Below are 12,898 nucleotides of genomic sequence, written 5' to 3'. Positions count from 1 at the left end.
ACGCACGCCGTGCCGGATAATGACGACATGCCGACCTACGCCTACCGCTGTCGCGAATGCACCGGCACCTTCGAGGTGAACCGGCCGATGAGCGAGTCGAGCGCGCCCGCGACCTGCCCCGAGGGACACACGGACACGGTCAAGCTGCTCACGACCGTCGCGCTCACCGGGTCGGCCGCCGGCGCGCCCGCGGGCGGCGGCTGCTGCGGCGGCGCCTGCGGCTGCGGTCACTGAGTGGTGTAGTCCGCGAAGCCCTGCCCCGTCAGCCGTTCGGCGCGCGACGGGCTCGCGCGGTGTGGAACTCGCGGGCTAGCGCGCGGATTCACGGCGCGGGAGCGCGGAACTCGCGCGCGAATGTGGGAGTAGCGGCAGGAGCGCGGAACTCGCGGCACCGAGTGTGGGACTCGCGGCAACGCAACGTGGAACTCGCCCGCCCGAACGTGAGACTCGCGGGCCGAAACGTGGGACTCGCGGGCTGGAGCGTGGAACTCGCGCGCCGGAACGTGGAACTCGCACGGGCGAACGTGGAACTCGCGCGCCGGAACGTGGAACTCGCACGGGCGAACGTGGAACTCGCGCGTCGGGAGGTGGGACTCGCCCGCCCGAACGTGGGACTCGCGGCATCGCAACGTGGGACTCGCAGCGCCGAGTGGGCTCGCGGGTACCGGGGTGTGGGGCTCAGGCGGGTTCGCCGAAGTTGTCTTCCACCAGCTCCTGCACCACGCGCAGCGCCTCGGCCGCCTGGGGGCCTCCCGCGCGCACCTGGATCCGGTCGCCCTTGCGCGCGCCCAGCGCCATCAGCGCCAGCACGCTGTGCGCGTCCGCCTCCTGGTCGCCCAACCGCACACTCACCTCGGCCTCGATCGCGGCCAGGCTGCGCGCCAGCACCGCCGCGGGGCGGGCGTGCAGGCCGACCTCGTTGGTCAGCGTCAGCTCCACCGAGTCCCCCGCCGGCTCGGTCGCCGCGCCCAGTTCCGGGGGTGCGCCCGCCGCGGCCGCCGCCTCCAGGACCCCCGCCCGGTCCGCCCCGTTCTGCGCCGCGACCGCCGCCGCGATCGTGCCCTCCACCAGCGGCGCGTCCGCGACGACGACCGCCTCCGGGTCGGCCAGCGACTCGACCGCCAGCTCCGCCGTCATCTGCGCGCTGCCCAGGTCGTAGAGCAGCACGACGCCGGACCCGGAATCGGCGCGCTGGACGGCCGCGACCACCGAGTCGTAGTCCGTCCCGATTCCACCGTCGGGCAGCCCGCCCGCGGGCACGATCGTCACGTCGGGCGCCATCTGCGCGGCGACCTCGGCGACCCCTTCGGCGAGCTTCGCGCTGTGCGACACCAGCACCAGTCCGACGCTCATCGCGCCGCCTTCGCGAACGCCTCGAGCAGCAGCGCCGTCGATCGCGCACCCGGGTCGAGGTGTCCCGCGCTGCGCTCCCCCAGGTAGGACGCCCGGCCCTTCCGCGCGACCAGGTCCACAGTGGACTGCGCACCGCTCGCCGCGCCCTCCGCGGCCGCGGCCAGGACCGCCGCGACGTCCGCGCCGCCCGCCTTCTCCGCCGCCGCGACCGCGGGCAGCAGGGCGTCGACCATCGTCTTGTCGCCCTCCACCGCCTTGCCGCGGGCCTGCACGCCCTCCAGCCCCGCCCGCAGCGCGGCCACGACCTCCGCCGCGCCCAGCTCCGGCTGGTTCGACACCACCGTCGACGCCCGCAGGAAAGCCGTGCCGTACAACGGCCCCGCCGCGCCGCCGACCTTCGAAATGAGCGTCGTCGCCGCGAGCTTGAGCACCGCGCCCGGCGTGTCCGGCACGGCGCCGTCCAGCGCGGCCACGACGGCCTGGAAACCGCGGTTCATGTTCTCCCCGTGGTCCCCGTCCCCGATCGCCCGGTCGAGTTCGATCAGCTCGGCGCGGTGCTCGGCGATCACGGCCGCGGCACCCCGCAACGCGTTCGCGACGCCCTCCGGCGTGCATCCCATGTCCTCAGGCCTTCCAGCGCAGTGCGGCGGTGTTCACCGGCGCGTCCCACAGTTCCGTCAGCTCGTCGTCGAGCTTGAGCAGGGTCAGGCTGATGCCCTGCATCTCCAGGCTGGTGATGTAGGGACCCACCAGCCGGCGTTCGACCATGATGCCGCGATCGGCCAGCAGCCGCTCGGCGATGCCGTGCGCGAGGTACAGCTCGACCAGCGGGGTGGCGCCCATCGAGTTGGTGAACAGCAGCACCCGGTCACCCTCGCCGAACGGCAGGTCCTCCACGATCGCCCCGACCATGCGCGCCACCAGCGCGCCGGCCGGCTCGGCCGGGATCCGCTCCCGGCCCGGCTCGCCGTGGATGCCGATGCCGAACTCGATCTCGTCGGCGCCCAGGTCGAAGCTGGGCTCGCCGACGTGCGGCACGGTCGGTGCGGTGAGCGCGACCCCGATCGAGCGGACCTGGCCGATGACCTTGCGCGCCAGCGCCTCCACCGCGTCCAGCGAGTCGCCCCGCTCGGCGGCGGCACCGGCGATCTTCTCCAGCAGCACCGTGCCGCCGACGCCCCGGCGCCCGGCCGTGTAGGTCGAATCGGCGACCGCGACGTCGTCGTCGATCACCACGCTGCGCACGTCCAGGTCCTCGGCCGCGGCCAGCTCGCCCGCGGTCTCGAAGTTCAGCACGTCACCGGTGTAGTTCTTGACGATCAGCAGCGCCCCGGCCTCGCCGGTGGTCGCGCTGATCGCGGCCTGCACGGCGTCCGGCGTCGGCGAGGTGAACACCGCGCCGGGCACCGCCGCGTCGAGCATGCCGAGGCCGACGAACCCGCCGTGCAGCGGCTCGTGCCCGGACCCGCCGCCGGAGATCACCGCGACCTTGCCGGCCACCGGCGCGTCGGCGCGCACCACCACGTTCGGGTCCTCCTGGACACGCAGGATGTCCGCGTGCGCGGCGGCCAGCCCGCGCAGCGATTCGGTGACCACGTCCGCCGGGTCGTTGATGATCTTCTTCATGCCCGCCTCCTGACTCCGTCGTCGCCCCTTCCTATCAGGACTTGGGCAGCTTCGGCAGGATCGTGCCGACGATGCGCCGGGCCTTTCCGCACGAGTCGTCCCCGGCGGCGTCGTCGTGGAAGTTGTCGTAGGTGAACTTGACGATCTCGCCCTCGCCGTCGCCGGTCTTCAGGTGGGTCCAGGCGATGACGCAGCTGTTGCCCGCGTTGGTCCGTTTCTCCTGGTAGCCGGTGACGCCGCCGCCGAGGTCGACGCGGGTGCCGTTGTCGCCCTCGGACGGCTCGACGGTCTCGGAGATCCGCAGGTACCCGTCGGCGTTGCCGCCGGACCAGTGGCAGTCGTGCAGACCGCTGGCACCCTTCTCGGTGCCCCGGCCGAGGACCTCGGCCACCACGGCGTCGTCGGCGAGCGCGCACGGGTCCAGCGGCACCGCCGAGTTCGCCGGACGGCTGAGCCGGGGCGGCCCGGCGTGCATCTTGGCCACGACCTCGCGGATCACCGTCATCCCGGCGCCGCAGGCGTCCCCACCCTCGTAGGTGACCTGGACGGAGATGCCCAGCGAGGACGTCCGGTGGGTGACCGCCGAGACGACGCAGCCCTCGTTCTCGGCGGTGTCCGGGTTGTCCAGGTCGTTCTCGACGACCGGCAGGCCTTCCACGACGCCGGCCTCGCGCGCCATGGAGAGGGCAAGGTTGTCGCCCAACGTGAGGCTCAGCCGGGCCTGCTTGCCGCCGGCGTCGGTGACCCCGACGCTGCAGCTGTCCAGCTCGTCGTCGTAGAGGCTGTCCTCGACCGGCGTGCCGACGCCGCTGACGGTGTCACCCCGCAGCAGGCCGCACGGGTCGACGGTGCGCTGCACGTCCAGCGCGACCTCCGGGTCGTCGACCGGGACCGCCGCCGCGCTGGTCTGCGTGACGGTGGTGCGCGGGAAGTTCTGCTTGCCCAGATCGGGCCCGCCGCACGCGGAAACGGCCAGGGCGAGCAGGACCACGGGGACGAAACGGCGAGGCCGGGCGACACGGAGCACGCAGAGCACCGTAGCCGCCCGGCCTCGCCGGGATGTTCCGAACCTTCCTATTCGGCCGGGGTCTCGCCGTCCTCCGACACCGGGACCCGGATCGGCCGCACGAGCGCCCACAGCACGAACAGCGCGGTGAACACCAGCAGGCCGATGCCGGCCCACAGGTTGATGTTCACCCCCGCCGCCTTCTGCAGCTCGGCCTCGTCGGTGAACGCGATTCCCATGATCGTCAGGACCACGCCGTAGACACCGGTCAGCAGCGCGATGATCAGCCGGATGTCGAACGCGCCTGCCCGGCGCGTGCCGGCGGGGGTTTCGCTAGCCATGTCTGCCAACCTCCTAGAAGGCGATGTTCAGCGCGATCGTGATGACCAGGACGATGCCCGCGAGCAGGCCCGGGTTGCGGTACCAGCCCGCGTCCTCGCCGGTCGTGGAGTGCTGGCGCGACTCCTTGGGGGTCAGCGAGTAGACCAGCCCGGTCAGCTCCGAAGCCTCGCGCGGCCGCGTCACCGAGGACACGGCGACGCTGACCACGATGTCGACCACGAACGCCGCACCGGCGCCGATGAAGCTGGCGCCCTGGCCGGGCAGGTCCCACACCCCGGTCTCGGCGAGCAGGAACACCACGATCGCCGACGCGGTACCGGACAGCAGGCCGATCCAGGCCGCCGCGGGCGTCATCCGCTTCCAGAACATGCCCAGGATGAACGTGGCGAACAGCGGCGCGTTGAAGAACGAGAACAGCTGCTGCAGGTAGTCCATCAGGTTCGAGTACTGCGAGGCGATCCCGGCCGTGCCGATGGCGAGGATCGTGGCGCCCGCGGTGACCCAGCGGCCCATGTTCAGGTAGTACGAGTCCGGCTTGTCCTTCTTGATGTAGGCCTGCCAGATGTCGTACGTGAACACGGTGTTGAACGAGCTCAGGTTCGCCGCCATACCGGCCATGAACGAGGCCAGCAGACCGGCGATCGCGACACCCAGCACACCGTTGGGCAGCAGGTCGCGCATGAGCAGCAGCAGCGCGTCGTTGAAGGTCGCGCCGCTGGGGGCGGACCCGCCGTCGAGCAGGGCCTGCTTGTTCTGGCCCTGCAGCTCGGTGACCGTGACCGCGGCGATCATGCCGGGGATGATCACGATGAACGGGACCAGCATCTTCGGGAACGCGCCGATGATCGGCGTGCGGCGGGCCGCGGACATGCTCTTCGACGCCATAGCGCGCTGGACCTCGACGAAGTTCGTGGTCCAGTAGCCGAAGGACAGCACGAAGCCGAGACCGAACACCAGGCCCAGCACCGACAGGAAGTTGCTGCCGAACCCGGTCAGCTGGTTGCCCGGCCAGGAGCTCAGCTGCTCCGCGCCGCCGGGGCTGTTCGTGACCTTGTCGACCAGGCCGTTCCAGCCGCCGACCTTGTAGAGGCCGACGATCGTCAGCGGCACCAGCGCGGCGACGATGACGAAGAACTGCAGCACCTCGTTGTAGATGGCGGCGGACAGGCCGCCGAGCGCGGTGTAGGCGAGCACGATGACCGCGGCGATGACGATCGAGAACCAGATCGGCCAGCCCAGCAGCAGGTTCACCACGCTGGCCAGCAGGTACAGGTTCGCCCCGGCGATGAGGATCTGCGCCAGGGCGAAGCTGATGCCGTTGGTCAGGTGGGCGCCGGTGCCGAAGCGGCGCCGCATGAACTCCGGCACGCTGCGGACCTTCGACCCGTAGTAGAACGGCATCATCACGATGCCGAGGAACAGCATCGCGGGGATCGCGCCGATCCAGAAGTAGTGGGCGGTCGGCAGGCCGTACTGCGCGCCGTTGGCCGACATCCCCATCACTTCGATGGCGCCGAGGTTGGCGGAGATGAAGGCGAGCCCGGTGACCCAGGCCGGCAGGGAACGGCCGGACAGGAAGAAGTCGATGCTGCTCGACACCTGTTTCCGGGCCAGGTAGCCGATGCCGAGCACCAGCACGAAGTAGAACGCGAGCAACACGTAGTCGATCGCGTGCGCATCAAGTCGCAGGTTCGCTGCGGCTAGGACATGCACCGATGCACCTCCGGGAGTCCAACATCTCCGAACAAAAATCACCACGATCGAGTGACGAGCGCACATTACTACGCGGTATCCCGGCTGTGCACGCCAGCAGGCACGCCTTGACCGTGTCGAGATCAAACCGGTGACAACCCAACAGCGCAGCGTCACACGGCGCAACTCGGACCCCGGACGCACGACGGCCCCCGCGCGGCTCGTGGTCGCCGCGCGGGGGCCGTCGGTCGCAGGTCAGAACAGGCGGAGGTCGTCCGATTCGGTGCCGCGCAGGGCGTCGTAGTCCAGCGTGAGGCAGCGGATGCCGCGGTCCTCGGCGAGCGTGCGGGCCTGCGGCTTGATCAGCTGCGCGGCGAACACGCCCTGCACCGGCGCCAGCAGCGGGTCGCGGTTGAGCAGCTCCAGGTAGCGGGTCAGCTGCTCGACGCCGTCGATCTCGCCGCGGCGCTTGATCTCGACCGCCACCGAACCGCCGTCGGCGTCGCGGGCGAGGATGTCGACCGGCCCGATCGCCGTCGGGTACTCGCGGCGGACCAGCGTGTACCCCTCGCCGAGCGTGGTGATGTGCTCGGCCAGCAGCTCCTGCAGGTGCGCCTCGACGCCGTCCTTCTGCAGGCCCGGCTCGGCGCCGAGGTCGTGGCTGATCTCGTCGATCCGCTCCTCGATCGTGATGACGAGCTTCTCGCCTGCCTTGTTCTGCACCGTCCAGATGTCATCGTCCTCGATCAGCCAGCACGGTGGGCTCATCCAGTTCAGCGGCTTGTAGGCGCGGTCGTCGGAGTGCACCGACACCGAGCCGTCGGCCTTGATGAGCAGCAACCGGGTGGCCATCGGGAGGTGGGCCGTCAGGCGGCCGGCGTAGTCCACTTGGCAACGAGCGATCACGAGACGCACCCGGCGAGGGTAGAAGATGCTTCGGCAGACTGGTCGCGTGGATCCCATCGAACGGCTCGGCTCGCGCGAGGTGTACCGGAACGACTGGATGACGGTGCGCGAGGACGCCATCCGCCGCCCGGACGGCTCGCCCGGCATCTACGGCGTGGTCGACAAGCCCGCCTACGCGCTGGTGATCCCGCTCGACGGCGACCGGCTGCACCTGGTCGAGCAGTACCGGTACCCGCTGGGCCTGCGGCGGTGGGAGTTCCCGCAGGGCACCGCGCCCGGGCTGGCCGAGCTGGACCCGCTCGAGCTGGCGGCGCGGGAGCTGCGGGAGGAGACCGGGCTGGTGGCCGGTTCGCTGACCGACCTCGGGCTGCTCGACGTCGCGCCGGGCATGTCGAGCCAGCGCGGCCGGGTCTACCTGGCGACGGAGCTGGCCGAGGGGCCGCACGAGCGCGAGCACGAAGAACAGGACATGCGCACGGCGTGGTTCGGCCGGGACGAGTTCGAGAAGATGATCACGCGCGGGGAGATCACGGACGCCCAGTCGATCGCCGCGTACGGACTCCTGCTGCTGCACGAACGCTAGCTGCGCCGCGCGCGGCAGCGGGGCCGGCGGCGAGGGCGTTTCCCGCGCCGCCGCGCCCGTCAGGTCAGCCGCCCGGGTAGGAGCAGATCGCGGCGACGATGTTCGAGTTCTCGGCGACCGGCTTGCCGTCCACGGTGATCTTGCAGCTGTTCGGCTGGGCGTCGATGTCGGTGGTCACCGGGGTGACCGTGATCGACGTGAAGCCGAGGTCCTCGACGCCCAGGGTCCTGGACCAGGTCTGCCCGGCCTCGACGATCTCCTGGTTGTTCACGCTGAGCCCGCTGGTCCAGTTGAGGTTGCTCCGCTGGCCAGTGGTCACCTCGAGCAGGATCTGGTGCGCTGCGGCGGCCGGGTCGCCACTGGTCGGGGTCGAGTCGTTGACCTCGTCGACCGCGGCGCCGAAGACGGCGGCCCACAGGATGCAGACCACCAGGCCGACCGCGGAGCACACGACACCGGCGATGGCGAGCCCCTTGTTCGTCGCGGCGCCCTTGGTGGCGCGGGACAGGCCGACCAGCGACAGGATCAGGCCGATGATGACCAGCGGCCACGCCACGACGCCGACGAGCGGGATGAAGGCGAACACGAGGCCGACGAGGCCGAGGACGAAACCCGCGGTTCCGAGGCCGTTCTTCGGCGGCGCGGGAGTGGGCGCGGGCGAGGCGTAGGGCGGATGAGTCACGAGTGTTCCTTGACGGGCACGCGCAGCGGGCCGTCCCGCTGCGTCACACCGTCAATCGCCGCGCGCTCGCGCTTGTAACAGCGTTCAAGCGGACCAGCCGGCAGAAGTGGATCTTGACCGGGACCGTCCACAGTGGCACTGAGCTGCACGGATGATCACCGTTCCGGCCACGACGGAACTCAGTGACTGAACTTTCAGTTCACCCGAACGGCGCAGCGAAAACCACGGCTCAGGCGGGCCACTCCGGCTTCCGCTTCTCCAGGAACGACGCCATCCCCTCCCGCGCCGCGGGCGTCTGCGACGCCGCCGCCATCACCTCGACCGCGATCGCGTACGCGTCGGCCTCCGGGCGGTCCAGCTGGGTGTACAGGGTCTGCTTCCCGAGCGCCTTGCTGGCCCGGCTGCCGCGCGTGGCCCGGCCCAGCAGCTCGGCCACCGCGGTGTCCAGGTCCGCGTCCGGCACCACCCGGTTCACCAGGCCCCACTCCAGCGCCGTCGCCGCGTCGATGACGTCTCCGGTCAGCGCCAGCTCCATCAGCCGCTTGCGCCCGATCGACCGCGCGACCGGCACCGCCGGCGTGTGGCAGAACCAGCCGCCCTTGCCGCCGGGCAGCGCGAAGCCCGCCGACTCGGCCGCGACCGCCAGGTCACACGACGCCACCAGCTGGCACCCCGCCGCCGTGGCCAGCCCCTGCACCCGCGCGATCACCACCTGCGGCACCGACTCCATCGTCCGCATCAGCCGCGTGCACAGGGTGAGCAGGCGCCGCACCCCGTCCAGGTCCCGCGCGGCCACGTCGCCGAAGTCGTGGCCCGCCGAGAACACCGGGCCAGCCCCCGCCAGCACGATGCCCGTCGCGTCGGTCGCCGCCGCCTCCTCGAACGCCGCCAGCAGCTCGGCCAGGTGGGCTTCGGAGAGTGAGTTGCGGCGCGCGGCGCGGTTCATCGTGATCGTCACCGTCTCGTCGTCGCGCTTGACCAGGATGTGCTCGTACTCGGCCATACTCCGACGCTACCTCTTGGCGGCCGTGTTGTGCTCCCCCTGACGAGGGTCGGGGTGGTGCGCTGCCGTTCGGGTCCTGCTCGCCGGGACATCCACCGGATCGTCCACCTCGCGCTGGCGGTGATGCAGCAGGTGGAGGCGGGCACGGCAGGGCACGCCGGCCTCCGGGAAGCCGTTCGACGAACACCCGCGACGGCACGTGTTCGGGCCTGCCGGGATGCGCGCCACGACCACGACCACCCTGCGGCTGGTCATCGACCTGGTGCTGGGTGTGCTGACACTCGCCGTTCTGGCGCTCGGAATCCGGGGTGTGGCACGCGCTCGCCACTGGGCGACGCGGATGGCGGGGCGGCCGTGGTGGCGCGTGGTTCTCCAGCTGGCGCCGGGACTGGTGACGGTCGTGGTGCTCGTGACTCTGCCGGGCCTGCTGGGTGCGGTCGTCGGCGGCGGGCGGGACCTGACGTTCGAACAGGTCGCGTACTACTCGCCGGCGCTCGTCGACTGGATCGCGTCCGCGACGCTGGTCCAGGCGGCCGCGCTCGTCGCGCGCTCGACGGCGTTCCGCGGGGTCAGCCCCGGTCGAGCACGGCCTGCAGGAACTCCCGCGTTCGTTCGTGGTCCGGGTTCGTGAACAGCTTCTCCGGCGGCGCGTCCTCGATGATCTGCCCGTGGTCGAACATCAGGACCCGGTCCGAGACGTCCCGCGCGAACTGCATCTCGTGCGTCACGCAGAGGAACGTGATGTCCGTGGTCGACGCGATGTCCTTGAGCACCTTCAGCACACCGGCCACCAGTTCCGGGTCCAGCGCGGAGGTGACCTCGTCCAGCAGCAGCACCTCCGGCCGCATCGCGAGCGCCCGCGCGATCGCCACGCGCTGCTGCTGCCCGCCGGACAGCTGGGACGGGTGGGCGTCGGCCTTCTCGCTCAGCCCGACCATCTCCAGCAGCTCCCGGCCGCGCTGCTCGGCCTCCTGGCGGGACAGCCCCAGCGCCCGGATCGGCGCCTCGGTGACGTTCTGCAGCACCTTCATGTTCGGGAACAGGTTGAACTGCTGGAACACCATCCCGATCCGCCTGCGCATGCGCCGCTGGTGCTTCTCGCCCGCCGGCACGAACTTCCCGTTCTTCTCCACGTGCGAGAGGCACTCGCCGCCGACGAAGATCCGTCCCTCGTTCACCTGCTCCAGCGTCATCAGCAACCGCAGGATCGTGGTCTTGCCCGAACCGCTGGGCCCGATCAGGGTCACGAACTCGCCCGGCCGGACCGAGAAGTCCAGCTCCCGCAACACCACGTGGTCGCCGAACTTCTTCACGACCCCCTCGAACCGGATCATCTCAGAGCTGTCCGACACGGCGTTCCAACCTTCGCACCAGGATCGACGACGGGTAACTGACCAGCAGGAAAAGGATGCCGGCCAGGGTGTAGGGCTCGATCACCCGGAAGGTCTCCGCGCCCTGCTCCTTCGCCTGGTTCAGCACCTCGAAAATACCTATGCTGATCAGCAGCGGTGTTTCCTTGAACATCGAGATCATGTAGTTGCCGAGCGCGGGCAGCACCCGCGGCACCGCCTGCGGCAGGACGATCCCGGTCCACACGCGCGTACGGGGGATGCTCAGCGCCGTCGCGGCCTCCCACTGTCCTTTCGGGACGGCGTCGATGCCCGCGCGGTACACCTCGGAGGTGTAGGTCGCGTAGTGGATGCCCAGCGCGATCACGCCGGTGAGGAACGCCGACGGCCGGATGTCCAGTGCCGGCCACAGCAGGTAGAAGACGATGAACACCTGGATCAGCAGCGGCGTGCTGCGCACCAGCTCGATGAACAGGTACATCGCCTGGCTCAGCACCGGGATCCGCGCCCGCCGCACCAGGGCGAACACCAGACCCAGCAGGTAGGCGACGAGCGAGCCGAGCACCGTCAGCTCGACGGTGACCAGCAACCCCTCCAGCAGTACCGGAACGGAGTCCCAGAAGTAGTCCCAGTCCCAGTCCATCAGGTGATCACCCCCGCCTTGGCGAACGCCTTCTCCCGGGACGGTGGCTCACGCCCGAGCCGCTTGGCGAGCACCCGTTCCAGCAGGCGCATGACCGTGGTGATGACCACCGCGATCGCCAGGTAGCACAACAGCTCGACGCCGTAGATCAGCACCAGCTGGCTGCCGTAGAGCGGCCGCAGCAGCTCGCCCTTTTCGGTGATCTCGCCGGCCGAGATGAAGTACAGCAGCGCCGTGCTCTTCATCAGCTGGATGAAGAGGTTGTTGAACGGTGGCAGCATCTCCACCACCGCCTGCGGCAGGATCACCCGGAACATCCGCTGCGCCGGGCTGAACGACAACGCCACCGCGCCCTCGCGCTGCGCCCGCGGCACCGACTGCACCGCGCCGCGCACGATTTCGGCACCGTAGGCGCCGTGGTTGAGCCCGAGCACGATGATGCCGGCGAACAACGGGACCAGTTTGAACCCGACCATCGCCGGGAGCACGAAGTACAGCCAGAACAGCTGCACGACCTCCGACGTGCCGCGGAAGCCCTCGACGTAGACCCGGCTGACGAACCGCACCGCACGGGAGCGCGACAGCATCGCGAGCCCGGCGACGAACGCCAGCACGATCGTCAGCGCGATGCCGCCGGCGGCCGCGGCCACCGTCGCGCCGAGTCCACTGAGGATGGTCGAGATGATGTTGGATGTCGAGTCGGACACGACGCGTCCCCGGGCTCGAGCGTCAGGCCGCGCAGAGTTTGTCGGTGGTCAGGTCGGCTGTGGGCAGGTTGCTCTGGTCGAACCCGAACGGCGACGCGATCCGCAGCCATTCCCCGTTGTCGTGCAACGTCTTCAGCTGCTGGTTGAAGGCGTCGCGCAGGGACGTGTCCTCCTTGCGGAACACGAAACCGCCCGCGGTCTGCACCGGCTGGCCGTTCTCCGTCGGCTGGAAGCCGGACGTGACCTCGACCCCGGAGTTCGGGTTCTGCTTCACCAGCCACTTCAGCGAGATGTCGGTGAGCGCGGCGCAGTACACGCGCCCGGCGGTCACCGCGCGCAGCATGTTGTCCTGCGTGTCCAGGGTTTCGATCTGGTCCTCGGCCACCCCGGCGGCGGTGGCGAAACCCTTCTCCACCGCGGCGGAGAGCACCGCGACCTTGACCTTCTTGGCGGCGACGTCGGCGAGGGTGTTGATGCCCTGCGGGTTCCCGCTGGGGACCAGCAACGCGGTCAGCGCCGAGTAGTCCGGATCGGAGAACAGCGCCGCGTTGCAGCGCACCGGCGTGATGTTCATGCCCGCGGCGACGATGTCGAACTGCTTCGCGTTCAGCGCGGGAATCAACTGGTCGAACGGCACCACGCTGGCCTGCACGGTGTCGATCCCGAGCCCCTTGCACACCGCGCGCGCCACCTCCGGCGCTTCACCGGTCGTGTTGCCCGAGGCGTCGGCGAATCCGTAGGGCGCCTCGTTGGCGATGCCGATCCGGATCGTCTTGGAACTTCTCGCCGCGTCGAGGGTGTTCCCGCTCTCGGTGCTCTGGCAGGCCGCCAACAGGGTCGGCCCCGCCACCGCCGCGGCGCCCACGACCGCCGATCGCCGGAAGAAGTCCCGTCGCGTCCACTGACCGTGCGTCATCTTCGTCGCACCCCTTATTCGGTTCAGCCGGTTCACCGAACGTAGGCGGTGCGTCCGATGGGGTCAAAAGATGCAACGAGATCGCCACTC

At 70.3% G+C, this 12,898-nt stretch carries 16 protein-coding genes; 3 read left to right on the top strand and 13 right to left on the bottom strand.

The genetic code is table 11. The features are described from left to right. The first annotated feature begins 27 nt into the window (after positions 1 to 27). The gene (locus tag L1857_RS09535; protein WP_017987344.1) at positions 28 to 234 is read left to right on the top strand and encodes an FmdB family zinc ribbon protein; all 207 of its coding nucleotides are present in this window, start codon (positions 28 to 30) and stop codon (positions 232 to 234) included. 444 nt (positions 235 to 678) lie between these two features. On the opposite strand, the gene dhaM is transcribed toward L1857_RS09535, so the two are convergent. The 7 genes from dhaM to nucS all read right to left on the bottom strand — a co-directional run bounded on the left by dhaM (position 679) and on the right by nucS (position 6,934). After that, on the bottom strand, positions 679 to 1,353 hold the full coding sequence (gene dhaM, locus L1857_RS09530; RefSeq protein ID WP_094006556.1) for a dihydroxyacetone kinase phosphoryl donor subunit DhaM: 675 nt from the start codon (positions 1,351 to 1,353) through the stop codon (positions 679 to 681). Next, a complete protein-coding gene (gene dhaL, locus L1857_RS09525; protein WP_094006557.1) occupies positions 1,350 to 1,973 on the bottom strand; it encodes a dihydroxyacetone kinase subunit DhaL in 624 nt (207 codons plus the stop codon). Before dhaL ends, dhaM begins: the two co-directional genes overlap by 4 nt. Before the next feature lie 4 nt (positions 1,974 to 1,977). Further along, the gene (gene dhaK / locus L1857_RS09520) at positions 1,978 to 2,979 is read right to left on the bottom strand and encodes a dihydroxyacetone kinase subunit DhaK (protein ID WP_249464870.1); all 1,002 of its coding nucleotides are present in this window, start codon (positions 2,977 to 2,979) and stop codon (positions 1,978 to 1,980) included. Positions 2,980 to 3,013: 34 nt separating this feature from the next. Next, on the bottom strand, positions 3,014 to 4,006 hold the full coding sequence (locus L1857_RS09515) for a DUF3558 domain-containing protein (RefSeq protein ID WP_249464867.1): 993 nt from the start codon (positions 4,004 to 4,006) through the stop codon (positions 3,014 to 3,016). Between the two features lie 47 nt (positions 4,007 to 4,053). Next, complete coding sequence (locus L1857_RS09510) at positions 4,054 to 4,326, bottom strand: hypothetical protein (protein WP_094006560.1); 273 nt, start codon at positions 4,324 to 4,326, stop codon at positions 4,054 to 4,056. Positions 4,327 to 4,339: 13 nt separating this feature from the next. Next, entirely contained in the window at positions 4,340 to 6,040 is a 1,701-nt protein-coding gene (locus L1857_RS09505) for a sodium:solute symporter family protein (RefSeq protein WP_094006561.1), read from the bottom strand. 234 nt (positions 6,041 to 6,274) lie between these two features. Then, a complete protein-coding gene (gene nucS / locus L1857_RS09500; protein WP_162830523.1) occupies positions 6,275 to 6,934 on the bottom strand; it encodes an endonuclease NucS in 660 nt (219 codons plus the stop codon). Between the two features lie 37 nt (positions 6,935 to 6,971). Here nucS and L1857_RS09495 point away from each other — a divergent pair, with 37 nt between their 5' ends. Then, complete coding sequence (locus tag L1857_RS09495) at positions 6,972 to 7,508, top strand: NUDIX domain-containing protein (RefSeq protein WP_094006563.1); 537 nt, start codon at positions 6,972 to 6,974, stop codon at positions 7,506 to 7,508. Positions 7,509 to 7,572: 64 nt separating this feature from the next. Here the strand turns inward: L1857_RS09495 and L1857_RS09490 are convergent, their stop codons facing one another. Together L1857_RS09490 and L1857_RS09485 are read right to left on the bottom strand one after the other, a co-directional pair. Beyond that, positions 7,573 to 8,190 (bottom strand): DUF4190 domain-containing protein, encoded by a 618-nt coding sequence (locus tag L1857_RS09490; protein ID WP_116112718.1) that lies wholly within the window; start codon positions 8,188 to 8,190, stop codon positions 7,573 to 7,575. A gap of 229 nt (positions 8,191 to 8,419) precedes the next feature. Then, a complete protein-coding gene (locus tag L1857_RS09485; RefSeq protein WP_249464865.1) occupies positions 8,420 to 9,193 on the bottom strand; it encodes an enoyl-CoA hydratase-related protein in 774 nt (257 codons plus the stop codon). Between the two features lie 217 nt (positions 9,194 to 9,410). Between L1857_RS09485 and L1857_RS09480 the strand changes: the two genes are divergently transcribed. Further along, a complete protein-coding gene (locus L1857_RS09480; RefSeq protein ID WP_116112712.1) occupies positions 9,411 to 9,824 on the top strand; it encodes a hypothetical protein in 414 nt (137 codons plus the stop codon). Here the strand turns inward: L1857_RS09480 and ehuA are convergent. The 4 genes from ehuA to ehuB are packed head-to-tail and all read right to left on the bottom strand — an operon-like array spanning position 9,763 to position 12,808. Then, entirely contained in the window at positions 9,763 to 10,527 is a 765-nt protein-coding gene (gene ehuA / locus L1857_RS09475; RefSeq protein ID WP_094006567.1) for an ectoine/hydroxyectoine ABC transporter ATP-binding protein EhuA, read from the bottom strand. The two genes, L1857_RS09480 and ehuA, sit on opposite strands and share 62 nt — an antisense overlap. Position 10,528: 1 nt before the next feature. Continuing rightward, positions 10,529 to 11,185, bottom strand: a complete 657-nt coding sequence (gene ehuD, locus L1857_RS09470) for an ectoine/hydroxyectoine ABC transporter permease subunit EhuD (protein ID WP_094006568.1) — start codon at positions 11,183 to 11,185, stop codon at positions 10,529 to 10,531. Continuing rightward, complete coding sequence (gene ehuC, locus L1857_RS09465) at positions 11,185 to 11,892, bottom strand: ectoine/hydroxyectoine ABC transporter permease subunit EhuC (RefSeq protein ID WP_094006569.1); 708 nt, start codon at positions 11,890 to 11,892, stop codon at positions 11,185 to 11,187. Before ehuC ends, ehuD begins: the two co-directional genes overlap by 1 nt. A gap of 22 nt (positions 11,893 to 11,914) precedes the next feature. Continuing rightward, entirely contained in the window at positions 11,915 to 12,808 is an 894-nt protein-coding gene (gene ehuB, locus L1857_RS09460; protein WP_116112709.1) for an ectoine/hydroxyectoine ABC transporter substrate-binding protein EhuB, read from the bottom strand. Between the last annotated feature and the right edge of the window lie 90 nt (positions 12,809 to 12,898).

This window comes from Amycolatopsis thermalba (assembly GCF_023376025.1).
Lineage (GTDB): Bacteria > Actinomycetota > Actinomycetes > Mycobacteriales > Pseudonocardiaceae > Amycolatopsis_E > Amycolatopsis_E thermalba.
This window is presented reverse-complemented; position numbering and strand designations above follow the sequence as displayed.